17 protein-coding genes and 1 pseudogene are annotated in these 21338 nt (G+C 59.2%); 9 read left to right on the top strand and 9 right to left on the bottom strand.

The annotated features are described in order from the left end of the window. The first annotated feature begins 57 nt into the window (after positions 1-57). The 4 genes and pseudogenes from VFN25_RS06665 (at position 58) to VFN25_RS06650 (ending at position 4583) form a co-directional block, all read left to right on the top strand. Positions 58-1790, top strand: a pseudogene (locus VFN25_RS06665) (cbb3-type cytochrome c oxidase subunit I). After that, positions 1787-2413, top strand: coding sequence for a cytochrome c oxidase subunit 3 (locus tag VFN25_RS06660; RefSeq protein ID WP_325140111.1), 627 nt, complete (start codon positions 1787-1789; stop codon positions 2411-2413). The pseudogene VFN25_RS06665 and the gene VFN25_RS06660 overlap by 4 nt, the downstream one beginning before the upstream one ends. Next, positions 2413-2736, top strand: a complete 324-nt coding sequence (locus VFN25_RS06655) for a cytochrome o ubiquinol oxidase subunit IV (protein WP_325140109.1) — start codon at positions 2413-2415, stop codon at positions 2734-2736. Before VFN25_RS06660 ends, VFN25_RS06655 begins: the two co-directional genes overlap by 1 nt. 170 nt (positions 2737-2906) lie before the next feature. Next, positions 2907-4583: a thiamine pyrophosphate-dependent enzyme gene (locus VFN25_RS06650; RefSeq protein WP_325140107.1), complete on the top strand. Its 1677-nt coding sequence runs from the start codon at positions 2907-2909 to the stop codon at positions 4581-4583. A 58-nt stretch (positions 4584-4641) separates the two neighbouring features. On the opposite strand, the gene djlA is transcribed toward VFN25_RS06650, so the two are convergent. Then, positions 4642-5427, bottom strand: coding sequence for a co-chaperone DjlA (gene djlA / locus VFN25_RS06645; RefSeq protein ID WP_325140104.1), 786 nt, complete (start codon positions 5425-5427; stop codon positions 4642-4644). 246 nt (positions 5428-5673) lie between these two features. On the opposite strand from djlA, the gene VFN25_RS06640 reads away from it, so the two are divergent. Both VFN25_RS06640 and VFN25_RS06635 read left to right on the top strand, forming a co-directional pair. Next, the gene (locus tag VFN25_RS06640) at positions 5674-6570 is read left to right on the top strand and encodes a phosphoribosylaminoimidazolesuccinocarboxamide synthase (RefSeq protein WP_325140102.1); all 897 of its coding nucleotides are present in this window, start codon (positions 5674-5676) and stop codon (positions 6568-6570) included. Between the two features lie 86 nt (positions 6571-6656). Next, positions 6657-7121, top strand: coding sequence for a DUF962 domain-containing protein (locus VFN25_RS06635; protein ID WP_325140100.1), 465 nt, complete (start codon positions 6657-6659; stop codon positions 7119-7121). On the opposite strand, the gene VFN25_RS06630 is transcribed toward VFN25_RS06635, so the two are convergent. The 8 genes from VFN25_RS06630 to VFN25_RS06595 all read right to left on the bottom strand — a co-directional run bounded on the left by VFN25_RS06630 (position 7122) and on the right by VFN25_RS06595 (position 19437). Continuing rightward, positions 7122-9629: an efflux RND transporter permease subunit gene (locus tag VFN25_RS06630; protein ID WP_325140098.1), complete on the bottom strand. Its 2508-nt coding sequence runs from the start codon at positions 9627-9629 to the stop codon at positions 7122-7124. It lies immediately after the preceding gene. 10 nt (positions 9630-9639) lie between these two features. Then, positions 9640-10779 (bottom strand): WD40/YVTN/BNR-like repeat-containing protein, encoded by a 1140-nt coding sequence (locus VFN25_RS06625; protein ID WP_325140096.1) that lies wholly within the window; start codon positions 10777-10779, stop codon positions 9640-9642. A 95-nt stretch (positions 10780-10874) separates the two neighbouring features. Continuing rightward, entirely contained in the window at positions 10875-12260 is a 1386-nt protein-coding gene (locus VFN25_RS06620; RefSeq protein WP_325140094.1) for a DUF1329 domain-containing protein, read from the bottom strand. A gap of 11 nt (positions 12261-12271) precedes the next feature. Beyond that, on the bottom strand, positions 12272-14173 hold the full coding sequence (locus tag VFN25_RS06615; RefSeq protein WP_325140092.1) for a DUF1302 domain-containing protein: 1902 nt from the start codon (positions 14171-14173) through the stop codon (positions 12272-12274). 18 nt (positions 14174-14191) lie between these two features. Then, positions 14192-16354 carry a hypothetical protein gene (locus VFN25_RS06610; RefSeq protein ID WP_325140090.1) on the bottom strand — a complete coding sequence of 721 codons (2163 nt, stop codon included), beginning with the start codon at positions 16352-16354 and terminating at the stop codon, positions 14192-14194. A gap of 148 nt (positions 16355-16502) precedes the next feature. Beyond that, positions 16503-17378 carry an NAD-dependent epimerase/dehydratase family protein gene (locus VFN25_RS06605; RefSeq protein ID WP_325140088.1) on the bottom strand — a complete coding sequence of 292 codons (876 nt, stop codon included), beginning with the start codon at positions 17376-17378 and terminating at the stop codon, positions 16503-16505. Between the two features lie 28 nt (positions 17379-17406). After that, positions 17407-18441, bottom strand: a complete 1035-nt coding sequence (locus tag VFN25_RS06600; RefSeq protein ID WP_325140086.1) for a sensor histidine kinase — start codon at positions 18439-18441, stop codon at positions 17407-17409. A gap of 45 nt (positions 18442-18486) precedes the next feature. Then, positions 18487-19437 (bottom strand): hypothetical protein, encoded by a 951-nt coding sequence (locus VFN25_RS06595; RefSeq protein ID WP_325140084.1) that lies wholly within the window; start codon positions 19435-19437, stop codon positions 18487-18489. Positions 19438-19577: 140 nt separating this feature from the next. Between VFN25_RS06595 and VFN25_RS06590 the strand changes: the two genes are divergently transcribed. From VFN25_RS06590 to msrB, 3 genes are all read left to right on the top strand, one after another. After that, positions 19578-19910 (top strand): hypothetical protein, encoded by a 333-nt coding sequence (locus VFN25_RS06590; RefSeq protein ID WP_325140082.1) that lies wholly within the window; start codon positions 19578-19580, stop codon positions 19908-19910. Between the two features lie 129 nt (positions 19911-20039). After that, positions 20040-20681 (top strand): peptide-methionine (S)-S-oxide reductase MsrA, encoded by a 642-nt coding sequence (gene msrA, locus VFN25_RS06585; protein WP_325140080.1) that lies wholly within the window; start codon positions 20040-20042, stop codon positions 20679-20681. Then, positions 20678-21112: a peptide-methionine (R)-S-oxide reductase MsrB gene (msrB, locus tag VFN25_RS06580; RefSeq protein WP_325140078.1), complete on the top strand. Its 435-nt coding sequence runs from the start codon at positions 20678-20680 to the stop codon at positions 21110-21112. The genes msrA and msrB overlap by 4 nt, the downstream gene beginning before the upstream one ends. The last annotated feature ends 226 nt before the right edge of the window (positions 21113-21338 follow it).

Genomic DNA, 21338 nt, shown 5'->3' with positions numbered 1-21338 from the left:
CAGCAGGCCATCGCCATCCAGTCACCGGGCTATCTGTCACCGGAGCACTTCAGCCAGTTGTTCAGCACCCACGGCACGATCATGATTTTCTTCATGGCCATGCCATTTCTTACCGGCCTGATCAATTTCGTCATGCCGCAGCAAATCGGTGCGCGTGATGTTCGCTTTCCCTTGCTCAATGCAATCAGCCTCTACCTGACCATCGCCGGTGCCGCACTGGTGATGGTCTCGCTGATGATCGGAAAGTTTTCAACCGGCGGCTGGACGGGCTATCCCCCGTACACGGAAATTGCCTTCCAGCCGAGCGTCGGCCCCGACTACTGGATTTGGGCGCTGACCTTGAGCGGTATCAGCAATACCCTGACCGGGATCAACTTCGTGGTGACCATTTACAAGGAACGTGCGCCGGGTATGAGCTTCTTTCGCATGCCGCTGTTCACATGGACCGCGCTGTGCACAAGCATCATGTTGGTCTTCGCGATGCCGCCGTTGACCGTCGCCACCGCCATGTTGGCACTCGACCGTTATCTGGATTTCCATTTCTTCACCAACGGCATGGGCGGCAACATGATGAACTTCGTGAACCTTTTCTGGATGTTCGGGCATCCGGAGGTCTACATTGTCATCCTGCCGGCATACGGCGTCTATTCCTCGGTATTTGCGACCTTCAGCAGCAAGCGTCTGTACGGCTACACCTCGCTGGTCTACGCGACGATGTGCATTGCGGTGCTGTCGTTTACGGTCTGGCTGCACCACTTCTTCACGATGGGTCAGAGCCCTGCGATAAACGCCGCATTCGGGACCGCCACAATGCTGATCGCCATCCCGACCGGGGTAAAGATCTATGACTGGATGCTGACCATGTATCGCGGCAGGGTACGCCTGACGACACCCATGCTGTACTCGCTGATGTTCATGATCCTGTTTGTCATTGGCGGGCTGACCGGAATTCTTCTGGCGATGGTCCGGTGGATTTCCAGGTTCACAACACGACGTTTCTTGTAGCACATTTCCATAATGTCTTGATACCCGGAACGTTGTTTGGAATGCTCGCCGGCTACAACCTCTGGTTCCCGAAGGCGTTCGGCTATCGGCTCAGCGAATTCTGGGGAAGGATTTCCGCCTGGTGTTTCGGCATCGGCTTCATGTTGGCCTTCTTCCCGCTGTATTTGACCGGGTTGTCGGGAATGCCGCGTCGATCACAGGAGATACTGCAGCCCGGGTTGGCGCCGTATCTGCTGGTTGCCGAGGTCGGTGCGCTGATCCTGTTTGCCGGATTGGCGGCCTTGATTGCGCAACTGGTGGTCAGCATTCGCCAACGGGATGGCAATCGGGTTGCCATCGGCGATCCGTGGGACGGGCGCAATCTTGAGTGGGCTTCGCCGGCACCTCCTCCAGCCTACAATTTCCATGTCTTGCCGCGCATCGAGGATCGCAATCCATTCCATTGGTTGAAGGAGAATGGACTTGCCTATCAGCCGTTCCAGAAATATGAAGACATCGTCATGCCCGACAACAGTGCGGTTCCGTTGCTGATCGGCGCAGCATCTTTCATCGCCGTATTTGGTCTTGTCTGGCACATCTGGTGGGCGAGCCTGCTCGGCATCATTGGGTGCATCGCTGCCGTCATCGGGCGCAGCTTCATGACCAAAACCCATCACACGATCCTGGCGGCCGACGTTCGGCGAGACCATTTGCGCTGGCTCGATGCGGTCGCCCGCGCCACGGCAGTGGCACGTGACGAAGAGATCGGTCCGACCAACCGTGGTCTGGCGAAACAAAGCGCGTGAATGCCACGAAGTACAAACACGCTGGGCTGAATCTGGGTACTTCCGATCCGGGCACCCACGAACAGGCAGAAAGCCCGTTGTTCGGCTTCTGGGTGTTCTTGATGAGCGACGCTGTGATCTTCAGCCTGCTGTTCGCGATCTACTTGAGCATGCTCGACGCCACAGCGGGAGGTCCGTCCGCGCGGGACCTGTTCGAGCTCAAGAGCGCGTTCATCCAGACCCTGATCCTGCTCACCAGCAGTTTCACGTTTGCAATGGCGTCGTTGAACCTGAAGTATCGCGCCGACGAACCACGCCGCCTGATCAGCTGGCTCGCCATTACCTTGTTGCTCGGGCTCATCTTCATTGGTTTCGAGGTGCACGATCTTCTCGGCATGGCCGCCAGGGATGCACTCCCTCAGCGCAGCGGCTTTCTTTCGGCATTCTTCGTACTCGTACCGACGCATGGGATCCATGTCGCCTTTGGTTGCCTGTGGCTGATCGTGATGATCATCCAGATTGCCACGCTAGGCCTGCGCTCCGAGGTCAAGACGCGGATCATGCGGCTCGGATTGTTCTGGCATTTCCTGGACATCATCTGGATCGGGATCTTCTCGGTTGTCTATCTCTGGGGATTACTCTGATGGCAAGGATGATCGACCAAGCTGATGCGGAATATGTTCGCGATCTGCGCGCCTACATTTTGGCCTTCGTGATTGCGCTTGTTTTGACCGTGATCCCCTTTGCACTGGTCGCATGGAAGCTCTTGTCGGCCTCATTGGCGCTCGTGCTGATTTGCGTCTGCGGACTTATTCAGATCGTCGTCCATCTGCGTTTCTTTCTGCACATTGGATTTCAGTCGCACCGGGATGATCTGTATCTGATGTTGTTTTCCGGCGTCATCATTCTGCTTCTGGCTGGCGGAACCCTGATCGTCATGCTCGATCTGGGCAGCCGCATGATGTAGTCGTGGCGCTGACCAATCATGAATGGTCCGCGTCGGATCCAGCACCTGTTCACGGGTGCCATGGCAAGGTTGTTGCCTGGCAACCTGTTCGATTCTGTGCCCGGACTGCTGGCAGTCGCCCCCTCCGCACGCACGCATTGCCTGCTCAACAGCCTGTCTAAGGAGGCCTCATGTCCAGGACGCTGTGCGATCTCTTGCTTGAAAACTTGGCTGACGCGGGAGTAAGCCATATCTTTGGCGTCCCCGGTGATGCCATCAATTCCCTGGTCGACAGCTTGCGACGCTGTGATTCCATTGATTTCATCCAGGTCCGCCACGAGGAATCCGGAGCGTTTGCTGCCAGCGCTCAAGCGAAACTCACTGGCAAGCTCGCGGTCTGTTGCGGCACCGCCGGTCCCGGTGCGATCCATCTCCTCAACGGTTTGTATGACGCCAAGCGCGATCACGCGCCGGTGCTCGCGATCACCGGCCAGGTCGAGACCACCCAACTCGGTCATCACTACCATCAGGAGATCGACCAGGACGCGCTGTTCCGCGATGTCGCCGTTTACAACCGCACGGTCGTGACCGCGGCCCAGGCACCGCGCATGTTTGCCGATGCCATACAAGCTGCGGTCGCCGGACGTGGCGTGGCCCATCTCGCCCTGCCATCCGATGTCGCCGCGATGACGACGCATGACGAGGCGCAGCACGTATTCGTCGACCACCCGCGTACCGTGCCTTCGGACGAGCATCTCGACCGTGCGGCCAAATTGTTGGCCGAGGCAAAATGCCCGGTGATCTTTGCCGGGATCGGCGCAGCGGATGCGGTGGACGAACTGGTCGCCGTTGCCGAGCGACTCGGTGCACCCATCGTGCACAGTCTGCGCGGCAAGGATCTGTTGGCCGATGATCACGCGTTCAATATCGGCGGCCTCGGCATGCTTGGCGGCAAGCCGGCCGTCGAGGCCATGGATCGCTGCGATGTGTTGCTGATGGTCGGTACAGATTTCCCGTACCAGAATTTCTATCCCGAGCGCACCCGCGCAATCCAGATCGAATCCAACCCGCTGCATCTGGGCCGCCGTCATCCGCTGGCGGCCGGCCTGATCGGCCATGCGCAGCCGACTTTGCGCAAGCTGCTGGAACGGATTGCCGCGAAGCCGAACCACGCGTTCCTGCAGCAGGCGCAACACAACCGCAAGCAGCAACTCAAGTATTTCGCCAATCAGGAGGCCAAAACCGGATCGCCGGTTCCGCCGCATTGCGTGCCGGCACGGGCCGGCGCGTTGGCCAGGGACGATGCCATCTTCGTTTGTGATACCGGCGAGGTCACCGTGTGGACCGCGCGCCATTTGCATTTGCGCCAACACCAGCGACTGACCTTATCCTGCCAACTGGCTTCGATGGCCTTTGCCTTGCCCGGCGCCATTGGCGCGCAACTGGCCTATCCGGATCGACAAGTCGTGGCCTTGTGTGGTGACGGCGGCTTCTCGATGCTGATGGTTGATTTTCTCACCGCGGTCAAATACGCCTTGCCGATCACGGTCATCGTTTTCAACAACCACAAATTCGGTTTGATCCAGGCCGAGCAGGAAGCTTCGGCCCTGCCGGAATTCGCCGTGCAATTGCACAATCCTGATTTTGCCGCGTACGCACGCCTCTGCGGCGGTGAGGGTTGGAACGTCAACGACGTCGATCAACTCGATGCGGCCATCAAGTCCGCCTATTCGAGCAACAAGCCTTCACTGATTTCGGTGGAGGTTGATGCCGACGTCTTGCCGATGCCCCCCGAAATCAGCATGAGCCAGGCAATCAACTTCAGTATCGGCAAGCTCAGGGAAATGGCGGCAAAACTGGATTTCTAGCTGAGAATCCGAACTATCCCGGATAAGCTCCGAGCTCACGGCTTGAAAGATGCGAGCCTCAATTGAATCCGCGCTCCGACTTGATCCGCTCATACGCCGCATTGATTTCCCGGGCGCGATCTTCCGCTCGCTTCTTGAGTTCGGCGGGGACGTCGCCGAGCTTGTCCGGGTGGTGCTGACTCATGAGCTTGCGGTAGGCACGCTTGATAACGCTCGGTTCGGATTCATGGGTGATGCCAAGGACGACGTACGGATCAACCTTGGATTCCGTATTGCGAGTCCGCTGCTGGCCGGAGTAGCCGCCTTGGGGTCCCTGATAGCGGTAGCGCGGACCATAGCCTTTCATGGCAGTGACGGCGGCGAGCTCGGCGTCACTGACGCCCAGTGCCCAGCACAGTTGTCGAACCATGCCGAGCTTGCTGGCAGGCAAGCTGCCTTCGGCGTAGACAAGATCCAGAAGCAGATCGAGCATCAGGAAGGCGAGGTCACGCCGACCATGCGTCCATGCGCGCAACTCGATTACGGCCGATTGCGAGTCGAACTCGGGTGCCTTGCCAAGATTGAATTGCTCGATGGCCATGCGTCGCAGGTCGGCATCCAGGCGCAAACGAGTCATCAACGCCTCGGCGGCACGGATTTCGACTTCGGATACGCGCCCATCTGACTTGGCCAGGGCTCCCGCAAATGCGAACAACGGACCGACGAACGAGGATGCCTGGGACGGTCGACGTGACTGGGCCACGCTGAGATCGTACATGTGACCGACGAAGGTGCCGATCAACATGCCGAAGAAATTTCGAAACACGATCAAGCCGAGAATGCCACCGACGATTTTTCCGATCATGCTCATGCCTGGACCAGCGTGCAATGTCGACAACCATGCTTGTAGGCGCACGATGTTTCGTTGCCGGGTTGGGCCGGGTTGGCCGGATGGCTGGCGTGATGGTCGAATTCGCCTGAGCTGAATTCGGGAGTTTCGGGATGACGCATCCAGGGAACCTGTGCTTGTTCAAGCCGCTGATCTTACACGGCTTGCAGCCTGTCGGACTTTACTCGGTAAACTGCGCACATCCGTCCGAAGGAAATTGCCGTGCCGTCTACGTTGCTTCAATCCGAGCTTCCGGGGCTTGAACTCATTCATCGCGGCAAGGTGCGAGATGTTTACGCCTTGGCCGACGACAAACTGCTGATTGTCGCTAGTGATCGTCTCAGCGCATTCGATGTCGTTCTTCCGGACCCGGTCCCGGGCAAGGGTGAGATGCTGACCCGGATGTCGAATTTCTGGTTTGCGCAGACGGCGTCGTTGATGCCGAATCACCTCCTCGATCAGGCACCGGAGAGCGTGCTCCCGGCGGGTGTCGATCCGTCCCTCTACGTCAATCGCAGCGTCATCAGCAAACGCCTGACGCCGGTTCCGTTTGAAGCCATCGCTCGCGGCTATCTGATTGGTTCAGGCTGGAAGGACTATCAGGCCAGCGGCTCGCTTTGCGGGATCGCGCTGCCCAATGGGCTTGCCCAGGCCGGGCAACTGCCAGAGCCCATCTTTACGCCTTCGACGAAGGCTGCGGTGGGCGGCCATGACCAGAACGTCGCGTTCGATGTGGTAGCCAATCAAGTCGGATTCGAACTGGCCGATCAGGTTCGCCAGGCAACCCTGGCGATCTATCGCTTCGCGGCTGAATATGCCGCAGCGCGTGGCATTCTGATTGCTGATACCAAACTCGAATTCGGGACCGACGCGGAGGGCAAACTGTATGTCATGGACGAGATGCTGACCCCGGATTCCTCGCGATTCTGGCCCGCTGATCAGTATCGCGTCGGCATCAGCCCGCCAAGCTATGACAAGCAGTTTGTCCGTGACTATCTGGAAACCCTCGACTGGAACAAGCAATCACCGGGACCGTCGATTCCGCCAGACGTGATTGCAGGAACGGCGGCAAAGTATGCAGAGGCGCTATATCGTCTGACCGGCATTCAGCTGGATTGATTCATTTCGTCACCGGCAAGCAGTCTGATTTTGGCCCACAAGCGGCTGGATTCACGACTCGTCATCGGTGACAACGGAGGGAGAAGATGCGCAGTGTCAATCAGTGGTTCGGCAGCTACAGCCTGGATCACAAGAACCCGATCAATCGGGCCATCCACTCGGTTTGCGTACCGGCGATTCTGTGGTCAGTGATTGCTGCACTCTGGGTTATCCCGGTTCCGACCTCGATTGGCCGAAGCGGATTCTGGTGCGGCATGGTGATGGTTGCAGCGTTTGCTTTCTACTGGCGCATGTCAAAGCCGATAGGCATTGCCATGCTGCTGGTCTTCGTTGTTTTCGGGGCACTCACCGAGTGGTTGTATCGCAGCATCGGGCCGAGCCAACTGCTTTGGGCAGCTATTGCCGTCTTCGTCGTCGCCTGGATCGGGCAGTTCATCGGCCACATCATCGAGGGCGCTCGACCCTCGTTCTTCACCGATCTCGCCTACCTGCTGATCGGGCCGGCCTGGCTGGCCGGCAAGCTGATGCGACGCATGAACATCAACTATTGATCAGCTTTCGGCGGTTTTCTCGAAAGGCCGCAAGATCCACCGGCACAGAGCAGGCAGGAAAACGATGGCCGCAATCATGTTGACGACAAACATGAATGTCAGCATGACGCCCATGTCGGCCTGGAACTTGAGATCCGAAAATACCCAGGTACCAACGCCGACCGCCAGAGTCAGTGCGGTGTAGAAGATCGCAATACCCGTAGTTTTCAATGCGCCGAAGTAGGCCTCAGTCAGCGGCTTGCCGGCGAGCAGACCTTCGCGCATGCGAGCGAAGATATAGATGCCATAGTCCACACCGATGCCCACGCCGAGGGCAACCACGGTCAGCGTGTTGATCTTCATGCCGATGTCGAGATAGACCATCAGGGCGTGGCCCAACTCGGTGACCAGCACCAGCGGCAAGGTGATGCACAAGGCCGCGCGCGCACTGCGGAAACTGATCAGACACATGAGGAACACGGCCGCGTACAGCATGTACAGGATCAGCCGCTTGACCGCACGCACTTCATCGTTGATCGCCGCCATGACGCCAACGTTGCCGGTAGCCAGGCGCAGATTGACCTGGTTCAGATCGGCTTCGGTTGCTTCGCCAGAGGCTGCTTCTGCAGCGAGCTTTTCGCGCAGATTGATGCTCGCACCGGCCCAGGCGTGATTGTCATCGCGGAACTGCTTGATCGCGTCGATGACGCGATCGATTGTCGTCGCGCGATGATCGGTCAGGAAGGCCATGATCGGAATCGCACTGCAATCTGCATTGAGCAGACCAGTGTCGGTTTCGAAGCCCTGGGTCGCCAGTCGCAGCGTGTCGGAATCCCGCGGCAGCACACGCCAGCGGACGTTGCCTTCATTCCAGCCTGCGTTGACGATCTTCGCCGCCGCCGGCAGCGTGATGACCTGGGCAACACCTTCGACATTGCGCAAATGCCAGGCAAAGCGGTCGATCAGCTCCATGGCCGGATAGCTGTTGGTGCAGGCTGATGGCGGTCCTTCGGCAATGACATTGAGGATGTCGACACCGAGAGCAAACTTGTCGCTGATCAGGACAGCATCCTGATTGTATCTAGCCTCCGGGCGCAGTTCAGCCACGCCCTTCTGGGCATCACCAATCATCACCCGCTCACCAACGCGCTCGGCGCTGTACCAGATGGCGACACCGGCGAGCAGGATGATGGCCGCCGGCAGCGGTTTGCTGAACTTGGCCAGGAAGGTCCAGATCTTGTCGAACTGGGTCAACTGACGCAGACGATAGGCGCGCTTGCGTGGCAAGTTGCGCAGACGCGTGTAGGAAAGCAGCACCGGCAACAGGATCAGATCGGTGAGAATGGTCAGGGCGACACCGATGGTGGCGGTAATCGCCAGCTCGAAGATGATCCGGATCGGAATCATCAAGATCGCGGCGAAACCGATGCAGCCGGCAATCAGGGCGACCGAGCCAGGCACGAGCAAGGCACGGAAGGCATCACGCGCGGCGGTTTCCGCATCCAGCCCGGTGAGTTTGCTCAATTCCTCCGGCGTACCCTCTTCGAGTCCACCGAAGAATATTTCGCCACGGAATCGATTGATCATTTGTTCGCCGTGACTGACCGCGATGGCGAATATCAGGAACGGCGTCAGCATGTTCATCGGATCGATGCCGAAACCGAGCAGACGCAGCGCACCGAGCATCCATACCACCGAGATCAGCGCACAGAAGACGGTGAGCGAAGCGAGCTTCGTCGATGATGAATAGATGAAAAGCAGCAACCAGGTGAAAGCGATGGTGATGGCGAAGTACCAGATCACCGATTTGGCGCCGTCGGTGATGTCACCGACCATCTTGGCAAAACCGATAATCGCGACCGTGGTGTTTTCGGTCTCGTACTTGGCGCGGATCTCGTCGAGCTGGCTGGCGATCTTGTTGTAGTCGACCTTGACACCCTTCTCGGGATTTTCCGGAACCAGATCGACCCAGACCATGGCACCGGAGAAGTCCTTGGCCACCAGTCGGCCAACGATGCTGGCCTTTTCCATATTCGCCTTGATCGTGGCGAACTGTTCCGGCGTGGCCTCGAAGCCTTCTACATTGGGCGTGAAGTCCGATGGAATGACGTTGCCGCCGGCAAATCCATCCTCGACCACTTCGACAAAGCGCACGTTGGGCGTGAAGATCGAACGCACCCGGGCTTCATCGACGCTGTCGATGCCCTTGGCGTCCTGGGTGATCTTCTCCATCTTCTTGAAGAACGGCAGGTTGAACATGTCGCCGCTCTTGTCCATGACCGCGATCAGAACGCGGTTGGCTCCGCCGAATTCCTGCTCGTAATCGAGAAAGGTCTTCATGTATTCGTGGTTGAGCGGAATTTGCTTCTTGAAGCCCGCATCGACGCGCAGTTGCAATGCGAAATAAGTCAGGACGGCGGTAATGATCGCAAACAGGATCAGGACGATCGGGCGATTACCGAAAACAAGCTTCTCGGCGGCGCGATGAAAACCGTTGGGTGGCTTGTTGCTGCTGCTTGCTGCGCTCATTGCGTCCCCGTTACTTCGACTTGAATCGGCTGACGCCGTTTTCACCAACAATCAACCACTTGCCATCTTCCAACGCAGGCACTACCCCGGCGATAACCCCCGCCGCTGTATCTGTCGACAATGAAAGTGGCTGCGATGCCTCTTTGCGGTACAAAACGAGCCCGTTTGCGCCACCAATGACGACGCCGCCACCCGCAATCGGGGTTCCACCCATCAAGCTGAGCTCGGTATCGGTGGGCACGTCGACCCATGATTCACCCAGATCCGTGGATTCGAAGACATGCCCACGCAAGCCGAAGGCAAGAACATGTTCAGCCTCGAAGCCAACCACGCCGAACATTGATCCATCATAGGGAAGTTGCGAGCGAATCCAGGATTTGCCTCCATCGCGCGAGCGGAATATCGCACCGCGCTCTCCCACGATCACAAAACCGCCGCTGCCCGTGCTCGTGATGGCGTTGAGGTGGGCATCCTCTTCCATGCCAATCTTGAGTTCGGCCGCACTGAATACGGAGCTTTCCATATCGTTGTCTGAATGGTCTTCAAGCTCGGCCTCGGTATTCGCTTCTGCAGCAGCGACCTGGCCTGAGTCAACGGTATTGATTCGCGACCCGGTCCAGGTCTTGCCAGCATCCTCGGTGGTCAGAAACAAGGCGTAGGCGCCGATCGCGAACCCATGGTTCGCATCGGTGAAGATCACATCGAGAAGTGGTGCTCCCTGACGGATGTCGTTGGGGTCGACGCCTTCAGCGGGTTGCCCGCGAGGATCGCGTCGCTGGATCTCCCAGTGGTCTCCTGCGTCGGCGCTGTGCATGATCACCCCGTCATGGCCCACAACCCAGACGTGGCTGGCTACCGACGTAACCGCTGTGAAAGTGCTGCGCAATGGTACATTTTTTGTTTGTCGCCACTCACGACCATCGGTGGAAATGAGGATGTGCCCGCGCTCGCCAACCGCGATGAAGCGATCACCACTGCGGGTGATATCGAGAAGCAGACTATTGTCGGCCAATGGCATGACTTCGACCGGCCGGTCGAGCGGATCTGCGGGGAGCACTTGCGTGCCGACGACTTCCGGCTCCTGCGCGGCAACCGTCTGCAAGGCGATGGATACGACGAATGCCGCGACTACGGCCAGGGTACGCTGCATGCTGGTTACCTGTTTGCTTCGAAGGTGGCGCAGGTCGGACGACACGATCCGCGACCGCCGTTCCGTCTTGCGGAACGGCGGCGCTGGGTGTTGCGTTACTGGATACCGCGCTGACGCAATGACTGTGGCGAGAACATCGCGGGCGTGGTCTGGAAGGAGAAATCGTACATTTCTTCTTGATTGTCCAGACCAACGGCAATGTATCGACCGGATTTCAGATCATGATGGTCTTCGAGGGTCGACCAGAACACCGGCACTTCGTAATAGTTGACACTCGGAGCCTCGGAATAGCGCCAGATTTCGAGCTTGCTGTCATAGTGGTCGGTGGTCAGGATCTGCCAGCTATCCTCATCGATGTAGAACGTGCGGCGCGGATTGATGTGCCGCTTGCCCGGCTTGAGCGTCGCCTCGACGACATAGACACGGTGCAATTCGTAGCGCAGATAGTCGGGATCAATGAAACCCGGCTTGATCATGTCCTCGACCTTGCTCTTGTCGCTGTGTGCCTTGTAGGAGTTGTACGGCACATACATCTCGCGCTTGTCGACCAGTTTCCAGTCGAAGCGGTCGAGCGAACCGTTGAACATGTCGGTCATGTCGGTGGTACGGAGGTTGTCCGCGGCGGTCCCGGGATTGTCGTAGGCGATGTTCGGCGCACGACGAACCCGACGCTGACCAGGGTTGTAAACCCAGGCCTGGCGCTGTCCGATCTCGGAGTTCAGCGTTTCATGGACCAGCAGCACCTGACCGGCGAGACGCGGCGGCGAAACGACTTCCTGATAGAAGTAGATCAGGATGTTGTTGATTTCAGCGAGCGTCGCCCCTTGACGGTAATACAAGCCGAGAATCTCTTCCTTGATGCGGACCATCACGTACTTTCCGCTGGCGGTTACCGGCGCCTGATCTGACCAGCGACGAGCTGAGACACCCTTGTACTTGAGCTTGTGGTTCCAGATCGCTTCCATGCCGGCTTTGGCCGGATCCTTGTCGAGGATCGGAAACGGGATGCCTTCAGCGACCTTGGTCACGCCATCACCTTCGCCGACCAATTCACCGGTCAACGCGTTCTTCATGGTCATCTCGTAGGTGCGTTGCGGATTGGAAGCGGATCGCCGGGTTGGATAGACGATCATGCGCCAATCCGGATACTTCTCGAACATGGCTTTCTGGCCAACCGACAGCTTGTCGCCGTAGTCCTTGTAGTTTTTTGCCGTGATCGTGAATACCGGTTTGTCGGCAGCGAACGGATCCGGGTGATGCATGCCGACCTTGTAGCCAGCGGGCGGTTGGGTGATACCGCCAGTCCATGCCGGGATACTGCCATCGGCATTGCCGGCGCGTACGGCACCCAGCGGAGTCAACTCGGTACCGGTGATGCCCAGTTTCTTGGCCTCATCGGCGCTGACCTTGGCGATTGCCACGTTGGCCAGCATGGCCGCCGCGATGACGGTGGCAAGTCCTGCTTTTTTCATCAATGTCATGGGACGTCCTCTTAGAACGAATAGCGGGCCACGACTTGCAAGAAGTCGCGGTCGTGAATCAGGTTATACGAGCCGGCACCAAAAAAGTTGGTGTAGGCCATATCGAGCGTCCACGTGTCCAGGTAGTTTGCTTCCACACCAACCGAGACCGACTTGCGACCTTCGACAAAGCTGCCGCCCGGTCCCGGTGTGGTGCCGTTAACGTCGTGATAGAACGCGATGCGGGGCGACAGGGTGAACGAGGTTCCCCAGGCGTTGTTGTAAGTCGCCCTGGCAGCAAGTCGATAGCCCCACGAAAAATTGCTCGGGAAACCATCGACCTGAGTGATCGGATTGCGACCAACGCCACTGTTGACGTCGCCACCGCCACCGGTGTCAGTACCATCACCGTTGAAACGCAGGTTGTTCGGCAACTCTGAATTGTTGAAGCCGATTTCGCCAAGGACGGCGAGCTGATCCGAACCCATCCAGTTACCTGGACCGAACACCTTGGTTGCGGTGAATTGCAACTGCGTGCTCTTGTGGCGCTCGTAGCCCTGGATCTCATCACCCGGCGCGTACTGGCCGAGCTGGCTGTTGAAGCGAAGATACGGCTGCGGAATCAGGGGATTCAACGGCGAGAGGCCAGCGAACAGCAGCTCTACGTCATCGACCTGGAACGGCAGGTTGGGCCGGTAGCTCAACTCACCCTGGAGGGCAACACCACTCTCTTCAAGCAAGGTATTGAAGCTCAGGCCGAACAAATGGATGTCTTCCGGGTATTCGGTGAAGAACGAGCCCGAACTTGGCGCCGAATTGACAATCGCAATACCACTGATCAGCGGCAGGCGACTGTGATAGTTCATCGCGTAGAAGCCAAATTCGGTGTTGTTCAAGTTCTCGGCGAGATAACGCAGGGCAAAGCCGCCCTGTCCGGAATCCTTGGCCAGTCGGGTCTTGCTGCGCGGGAATGCGGCGCTGCAGCCTGCAGCAACAAGTGCGGTTGGCAAGCCAGCGTCACTGGCAGCGAAGTTGCCCTGGCGGCAGACCTCATCGTACAGATCCGGGTTGATCACCGGCTGCGGCACGGTGCCGAAGTTCAGCATCACATAGCGGCCGCCCATGACGGCAAAGTCGTTGGTTGAGAAGAACGTGCCGACCGGATCGGGATCAGTCTTCTGGAAATCGAGAAGATAGAACGCCTCAGCAGAGAAGTTGTTGGTGAAGTTGTACGAGCCCCAGAGCATGTTGACCGGCAGGAAAGCCTGCTTCAGCTCGGAACCGGCAACGCGCAACTTGGAGACATCGACCGGATTGATTGCATTGATGCCGCCCTGGATGAATGTACTTTCTCCCCAGCTGACCACCTGACGTCCGAAACGAACGGTGGCCTGGTGACCGGCAACCTCGAAGTTGTGGAAAATAAAGGCATCGAGAATGCGTGATTGGGTTCCGACGCGTGCCTTGGCGCCCTTGGAGAGGTTGTCACGGTCGTTGTTCTCGAAATCGTAGAAACCGTAGGCGCGGATGAATCCACCCCAATTCTGACCGTAGTTCAGACTGATTTCGACGGTGGCATTGACTGCATTCGAGATCGGCGACCACTTGTCGTAGGCGAGATCGCCATCGTCACCGTTGACGGAATAGCGACCCGGTGCAGCGCGCTGGGCCGGGGTGCCAAGGCCGAGCGCGCTGACCAGCGGATTGAACTGGGCCTTGCCGACCAGATCGTCTGCTGCATCCTCGGTACGCCAGCCGATACCGTAGCCGATCGTGGTGTTGACGGTGCCGTTGAAGCCTTCCTGATCACCGAATGTGAATGCCTGGGCCTGATTGGCCGTGCCAGCCAGCGCAAAGGCCAGTGACAGCGAAAGGATAGACAGAGCCGGACGACGCATGTGCGGACCGGTCTGGATGGTTTTGCAAGTCTTCATGTTTGACTCCAGTGCCGGTTATTGGGTGCGGATGACGGAAGGGTTGTTGACCTGCACGGCCTGACCCCTCGTTAACAGTAGGCTGACCATCTCACCCTGCATTTCCTGGGTCGCGGCAGGCGATGCTGCCGGGCTCAGCAAGGAACCATGGTCACCAGCGGTGAAGCGAACTGCGCCGCGAATACCGGTCGCTGATTGTGTGGATTGAGTGATCGAGCTGAGCCCGAGAACGCGGATCATCGGTTCGGTGCCAGACAGCGGCGCACCAGCCACGGCATTCGGAATGACTTGATCCGGCGGTGAGTCTGCGCTGCCGACGACCTCCTGCAGGAGCAGGGACTTCGAGGCGAGCAGGCTGTTGTTGGCCGGCAACGCCCAGGTGATCGGATCAGCCGAATCAATGACGGTCTGCGTAGCGCCGAAGAAGGCCGCGTAGTCGGGCGTTCCAGGCTCAAGGCCGAGCTGGGCGAGACCGGCGCGAATGCGCGGCCCAAATGTCGGCGACGCTTCAAGCATATTGGCGATGCCGCCACCCGGGACATTCAGCAGCGCGACCTGGACATCAGGCTGAACGCCCATGAACATCGTGCCGATAATGCTGCCGAGGGACTGGCCGACAAAGCTGATCCTGGATCCGTCGAAATCGTTCCCTTGCGAGCTGTAGCGGGCCGATGGAATGTCTCTGGCCAGCACCAGCAGGTCGGCAACACCTTGGCGGAGGTTGTCACGCGACGTCAGCAGGCTTGGCAGATTGATGAAGTGGCTGCCCGAAGGGTCGGCCTTGCCATCCGGCCCGGGTGCCCCGGTTGCATTGTCGATCAGATCCATGTTGAAGGTGCGCTCATGGGTACCCAGTGCGGCGAATGCCGGGTTGCCTGCATTGAGCGGATTCATCGGATCGGTGATCCCATGCAGCGGAATATCGATGGCGATCACGGCGAAGCCTTGCGAAGCCAGGGTGCCGGCAACCGCAAACATGTCGGTACGGTCACGGGTGATGCCGTGCTGGTAGATCACGATCGGCCAACCGGCGGCTGGCTTCGTCTTGCCGGAGGCGGCATTCGGGATGGTCAGCAACAGCGGCACGCGCTGGGTCGAGTTGGCGACTGGCAGCGGGTTGGCGAAGGTGACGAAGGTCGAGGTCGGGTCGAGCATGCCGGCGAATGGCGGCACGTAAGCACCGGGTGCGGCGCGCCAAAAGCCCGACAGTGGAGCGGCCGGGGCATTGGCACTCGGTGCGTTGAGGTAATAGGGCAACTCGATTGCACCCACATAGACATCAGCGATCGGCGGCAGCGCCGGATTGACTTGCGACAGATTCATTCCAGTCGGAACGATCAGGGTCGAGGTCGTCGGCGTCTGCGCGGTGCGTGCCTGAACAGCACCGAGCACAGGGGTAATGCCCTGCGTGGTGGCGACCCATGACAGCACAATGTCGCTCGGCGCGATGCCGGCGGCAGCCGCAGCGGCTTCCTGCGAATTGGTCAGTTGGCGCAAGGGTTCCAGCGCGCAAGCGGTGGCATTCGGCAGCAGCGGATCGGTGGAGACGCCAGCAGTACACAGCGGCGAAGTGCGCTTGGCCAGGAAGTAAGTCTGATCCGGCGTCACATCGTTGCCCGCACCATCGGTAATGCTGTCGGTCAACACGACCATATACGAGGCGAGCTGCTGCAGCGGCTTGGTCGGAACGACGGCGAGGGTACGTCCACTGGGGTCCGAACCGGCCAGGGCGACAACATAGTCGACGTTCGGCACCAATTCGCGGGTCAGGCCGGTGACGCCACCGCCAGGTCCGCTCAAGGTCACCTGGAAAACCCGAACCGTCGAACCGGCGACAATGCTGCTCGGGCTTGGCGGGGTCGAGAAACTGGTCGTCCACGGCGCAACGGCACTGAATCCGTCGAGCGCATTCATGGCGACCTTGGGATCGCCAAAGTTGGTCGGATCGGCGACAGGAATATTGAGGGTCAGATCTGTCGTGCCCGAGAGCAGCAGATTGGTCGGAAATGGAACGACCCCATTCGACGGGTCGAACTTCGCCGTGATGATGGCTGTGATCGGCGAACCACTATTGTTGACGGGATCCGGCGTATCTACCGCTCGGGGACTATTGCTTCCGCCGCCGCATGCGGCGAGGAACAGAGACGGCAGTAGCGCTGCCGCGATCAATCGGACCTGCATTTGTTTCCCCTATCTCTATGGAGTTTCTGCGACCTCATCTTAGGCCGTTCAAACGCTTGTTTGCAACGTCCTTTTAACAGGGATTTCCCAGCGGTAACAATATGTTGCGCCGCACCATGCGTAAGCGAATGGTGTACTCGCGAGTACTCTAGAGTTTCGCTGGCAGATTCCAGGTGCTGGCAAGTGGGCAAAAACTGCGCGGCGCCCAATCCAGCAAGCGTTTTGCGTCTTCGTCATCGGCCAGCAGGTCGTTGCGCAGGCGATGCACGGCGCCAACGCCGATATGTCGCCAACGCGGATTCAGATGGGTCAGACCAAGCACGCCGCGCGCGGCAAACAGGGGCACCGGCACGGGCAGGATCGGGCCGGGCAGCGAATGGCGGACGCGATCGAGCATGTCACAGACGCTCAGACGTTCTCCGCCACCAAGATCAAATTTGCGACGACTCGCCGCAACCCGCGTGATCGCCGCAACGCAGGCAGAGGCCAGATCGTCCACGTGCACCGGTTGGCGCAAACCCTTTGCGGCGGGCACGCGCGGAAACACACGCCAGCGAGCGCCGAATTGAGCGAGTCGGGTCAGGCTGCGATCCTGGCCTCCGCCGTAGATGAGCGTAGGACGCAGAAGCGTCCAGTTGATATCCATTGACTGCGCCGCCTCGACCAGGGTCCGCTCGGCATGACGCAAGGTCTGTGCAAGCGCACGCTCGGCAGGATCCTCCGACTCGCGCTTGCTCTCCGCACTCATCGAGCCAAAGGCGACGACGCGCGGCTGCCGATCGAGGGATGCTGTCGCCAGCCATTCGGCAAAACCGTTCAACGGCCCCAGACTGAAAATCACATCCAATGCGGGTAGCGATGGCATCGCGGTGAAAATGTCACCGCGCAACCAGGTCAAGTTGTTTCGGGTCGAGACGCGCGCGAATCGGCTCAGGGCGAACACCTGATGACCGCTGTCGAGCAAGCGCGGAATCAGCGCGCGACCAATCTGTCCGCTGGCGCCGATGACCAGAGTGCGCAACATGGGTTGCAGCGATCCGCCGGGTCTGCAATCAGCGCTGCGCAATCGCCGCCGAGGCACTTGCCGTCATTGCCGCGGTTATCGGCAGACTGATGATGATGCTGGTTCCACTATCCGCTGCCGTACGCACGTTGATCGAACCCCCATGCGACTTGATGATGCCATGGGCGACGCTGAGGCCAAGACCCAAAGCGTTGCTGCGCGTGGAAAAATACGGCTCGAAAACCTCGGGCAGAACATCGTCGGCGATGCCGGTGCCACTATCGGCAATGCGGATTTCAACGTTGCGCGTACCGCCGGCACGGGTGGTCACCGAAATTCGTCCGCGCTCGGCGATGGCTTCACCGGCGTTCTCGAAAATGCGCACAAAAGCACGGCAAATTTGTGCAGGCATGCAGGTTACCGGCGGCAGATCGGCGAACTCGCGGACAACAACAATGCGTTCACCCCAGGTCGGCATGATCAGGCTCAGCGCCGCATCGAGTGTTGCGTTGATGTCGGTTGAAGCGAGTCCATCGGCATCCAGTCGCGTCAATTGGCGCAGGCCCTGGATCAGGGTCGAGGAGCGCCCCAGGCCACTGACCGCTTCGGTCAACAGCGATTTTGAATCACCAAGAATGGCACTCTTCTCCAGCTCGCGACGCGCGCTGAACAATTGACGCCGGGCTTCCTCGACATGTTTGACCAACTGATCGAGGCCCGCCTTGTCCGCACCAAAAATCATCTCCACGGGCTGCAGGCAGTATTGCACCGCCGCATCGTAGTTCGTGACCAACTGGCGGTATTCGTCCAGCAATGCACCCATGCCCTCAAGGTTGCTGTGTGCGAGTTCGATCGGCGCATCCACTTCACGTGCAACAACGGCCGCCATCTGGCCAGCGACCGACATTGACATGGCTTGCATCAGTCGCGCTTCGTTCGCCTTCAGGGTCTCCATATCGTCAGCGAGATGCAGGCGTTCATTGCGCAGTCGCTGGTTCGAGGCGCGCTCATCACGCAATCGAATGACCAGGTATCCGACCGCACCAAACGCAATCAGGGCTAGCAGCCAGCTAATCCATACCATCGGAACTTACTCCTTGATTCGGCGCGCAGTATAGCGATGACAGGATCAGGCGAAAATCAACCCTATCTCAATGGCAATGAAGGCCAGCCAGGCCAGCAAGAGCACGCCACCCTCGCGCGATGACAATTCGCCATCACTGCGCATCATCGGGTAGACCGCCAGGGCCATCGCAAACAGCACCGGTAATTCGAGCCATGACATTGAAGCGGGAAGCGCCAGCGGGTGGATCAGCGCCAGTCCACCGAGAACCAGCAGAATCGCCGACAACGCGCCAAACAAGGCCTGGCCGAGGGCGAAATCACCACGCCCGCGGCGCGCAGCGAGCAGCGCGGTCGGAGCTCCGCCGAGGACACAGGCCGGCCCGGCAACGAGCAAGCCGATGATCAACGGATTCAGGCTCATTGCGCTGGCGATACCGACGCTGCCGACCGCCAATCGCCAGCCGCCGAGCCCGAGCAGAAGCACACCCACGAGTAACCGTAGCGCCAACAGCATCGGCCCGAAAGTCGGCGGCGGCGTATCGAACAGGATCCTCGCCGCGGCGCGCTCGCGCGCGATTCGACGTACGAGGAGAACAACGACGACAATGAAAGCCAGCAACAGGATGCTGCCATCCAGCGCCGAAAGCTGGTGGTCGAAGCCAAGCCCCCAGACCAGCACCACGGCGATGATCAAGGCCGGATTGAGCAGCGCGAATACCTTCAGGCGCGCCAGCAGTGGAGCAAGCAAGGCAGCAAGTCCCAACAGCAAGCCAAGCTGGGCGATGGAAGCACCGATCAAGCCACCCAGAGCCAGATTCCACTCTTCGATCAGCAACGCGGCGACGAGCAGAGCGATCAGCGGAGCCAATGCGGCGGTGAATGCCGCGACCATCGAAAACAGGTAGGACTCGCTGACCCGACTAGCGAGCAAGCCTGAAACACCGTTGACCAGGGAATCGGTACCGAACAACAAGAGCACGGTTCCGAGCAAGATCGTTCCGCTGTCAGCCCACATGGTGATCCTCCGAGCTCCCGAATCGGGAATCTGCGCAGTCTATCCCGGATGGCGAGCGAGTTCGCGGGCCGTCACCGCTCCGCGCTGCGACGGACGATTCGTTGTGCGAAGATCGGCGACCCGTTTCGTGGAGACCTTCCATGATTGCGCGCATCTGGAGAGGCATCACCCTGGCCGAGAAGGCTGACGCCTATCTCGATTATCTACGCGAGACCGGATTGCGTGACTACGCGAAAACCGCCGGCAGCCGCGGGGTCAAGGTATTGCGGCGGATCCAGGGCGAGCACTGCGGGATCATGCTCATCTCGCTTTGGGATTCGATGGACGCAATCACGGCATTTGCCGGCGAGAATCCCGACCGCTCGGTCTACTATCCCGAAGATGAGCAATACCTGCTCGAAATGGAACCGCTGGTTCGCCATTACGAGATCGTCGATATTGCAGACAGCAACATGTTGCCGCCATCGTCGTGATCGAGGGTGAGTCGGAGAGGCGCGTGCAGGAATGACGGTGCTTGGCCGCGAAACTTGAAAAGCGGCGACTCCGGGCGCATTGCAATAGCCTGCTCAGCGCTGCCTCAGTCTCTTCAACAAGGAATTTCGATGAACCAGGTCTGTGAAATCCCCGGTGCCAACCTCGCCATTGCGCGCGGTGCTTTCCCGAATCCCGAGCGCGATGTTGATCCCGCGTCCGCAGCCGGCGAACAACAGGCTGTGCTTGGCGGCGGCTGCTTCTGGTGTGTCGAGGCCGTGTTCAAGGAGATCGATGGGGTCAATTCGGTGACCTCCGGCTATAGCGGCGACGGTGCACACAATGCCGACTACAAGACGGTCTGCTCGGGCACGACCAATCATGCCGAAGTCGTCTCGGTGCGCTTTGATCCGAAGCGCACAAGTTTTGGCCAGTTGCTCAAGATCTATTTTGCCGTGGCCCATGATCCGACCCAGAAGGATCGCCAGGGCGGTGATCTCGGTCGCCAGTACCGTTCGGCGATCTTCACCCTCGATGATGCGCAGAAGGAAGTTGCCGAGGCCTACATCCGCCAGCTCGATGATGCCGGCGTTTTCAACGATCCGATCGTCACCGAAGTGGTCCCGCTGGAAATCTTCCACGAAGCCGAGGCCTACCACCACAACTACGCCGAGTTGAATCCGCAACAGGGCTACATCGCTGCGGTCGCTGCACCCAAGGTGGCCAAGTTGCGCAAGCAGTTCGGTGACAAGTTGAAGGCTTCGACATCATGAGTACTTCGGCAGCGGGTTTCGACATCACTCCGATCGACAACGCCGAGCGTGAGCGTCTCGCTATCAAGCTCAGCCCCGAAGAGCGCCGCATCATGCTCGATCATGGCACCGAGCATCCGTTTTGCGGCGGACTGCTCGACAACAAGGAAGATGGTCGCTACGTCTGCAAGCTGTGCGAGCTGCCCTTGTTCAAGTCCGACAGCAAGTTCGAATCCGGTACCGGCTGGCCGAGTTTTTTTGCCCCGTTCGATCCCGAACACGTGCGCGAGATTCGTGACATCAGCCACGGCATGATCCGAGTCGAAGTGCGATGTGCGCGCTGCGACAGCCATCTCGGCCACGTGTTCCCGGATGGCCCCAAGCCAACCGGGTTGCGCTTTTGCCTGAATTCGGCGGCGATGGATTTCGTCGTGGAATCCGTAGATTCCTGAACAACGAAGGGTGAGGCTTAACAGGCTGATTCGGGTACGCTACGTGGATGAATGGTTTGTCCGCCAAAAGGCCCTGAACCCATGAGCCTGCTGCGCAAGCTGCTTGGTGCATGTCTGGCGATTTTCGTCGGCATGACGGCGTCGAATCTGGTCGCTGCGCAGAACCAGGATCCTGTCGCGATACCCGGAATATCGGCACAACCAGCGCCGGTTGCGCCTGAAGCCG

The organism is Dokdonella sp. (genome assembly GCF_035703485.1).
Classification (GTDB): domain Bacteria; phylum Pseudomonadota; class Gammaproteobacteria; order Xanthomonadales; family Rhodanobacteraceae; genus Dokdonella.
This window is presented reverse-complemented; position numbering and strand designations above follow the sequence as displayed.

Excerpts from the sequence above, each read along its gene's own strand:
- djlA (WP_325140104.1), bottom strand. The coding sequence starts at position 5,427 with ATGATCGGAAAAATCGTCGGTGGCATTCTCGGCTTGATCGTGTTTCGA.
- msrB (WP_325140078.1), top strand. The coding sequence starts at position 20,678 with ATGAGTACTTCGGCAGCGGGTTTCGACATCACTCCGATCGACAACGCC.
- VFN25_RS06595 (WP_325140084.1), bottom strand. The coding sequence starts at position 19,437 with ATGTGGGCTGACAGCGGAACGATCTTGCTCGGAACCGTGCTCTTGTTG.
- VFN25_RS06600 (WP_325140086.1), bottom strand. The coding sequence starts at position 18,441 with ATGGTATGGATTAGCTGGCTGCTAGCCCTGATTGCGTTTGGTGCGGTC.
- VFN25_RS06590 (WP_325140082.1), top strand. The coding sequence starts at position 19,578 with ATGATTGCGCGCATCTGGAGAGGCATCACCCTGGCCGAGAAGGCTGAC.
- VFN25_RS06610 (WP_325140090.1), bottom strand. The coding sequence starts at position 16,354 with ATGCAGGTCCGATTGATCGCGGCAGCGCTACTGCCGTCTCTGTTCCTC.
- VFN25_RS06635 (WP_325140100.1), top strand. The coding sequence starts at position 6,657 with ATGCGCAGTGTCAATCAGTGGTTCGGCAGCTACAGCCTGGATCACAAG.
- VFN25_RS06620 (WP_325140094.1), bottom strand. The coding sequence starts at position 12,260 with ATGACATTGATGAAAAAAGCAGGACTTGCCACCGTCATCGCGGCGGCC.
- VFN25_RS06650 (WP_325140107.1), top strand. The coding sequence starts at position 2,907 with ATGTCCAGGACGCTGTGCGATCTCTTGCTTGAAAACTTGGCTGACGCG.
- VFN25_RS06605 (WP_325140088.1), bottom strand. The coding sequence starts at position 17,378 with ATGTTGCGCACTCTGGTCATCGGCGCCAGCGGACAGATTGGTCGCGCG.
- VFN25_RS06655 (WP_325140109.1), top strand. The coding sequence starts at position 2,413 with ATGGCAAGGATGATCGACCAAGCTGATGCGGAATATGTTCGCGATCTG.
- VFN25_RS06625 (WP_325140096.1), bottom strand. The coding sequence starts at position 10,779 with ATGCAGCGTACCCTGGCCGTAGTCGCGGCATTCGTCGTATCCATCGCC.
- msrA (WP_325140080.1), top strand. The coding sequence starts at position 20,040 with ATGAACCAGGTCTGTGAAATCCCCGGTGCCAACCTCGCCATTGCGCGC.
- VFN25_RS06630 (WP_325140098.1), bottom strand. The coding sequence starts at position 9,629 with ATGAGCGCAGCAAGCAGCAGCAACAAGCCACCCAACGGTTTTCATCGC.
- VFN25_RS06615 (WP_325140092.1), bottom strand. The coding sequence starts at position 14,173 with ATGAAGACTTGCAAAACCATCCAGACCGGTCCGCACATGCGTCGTCCG.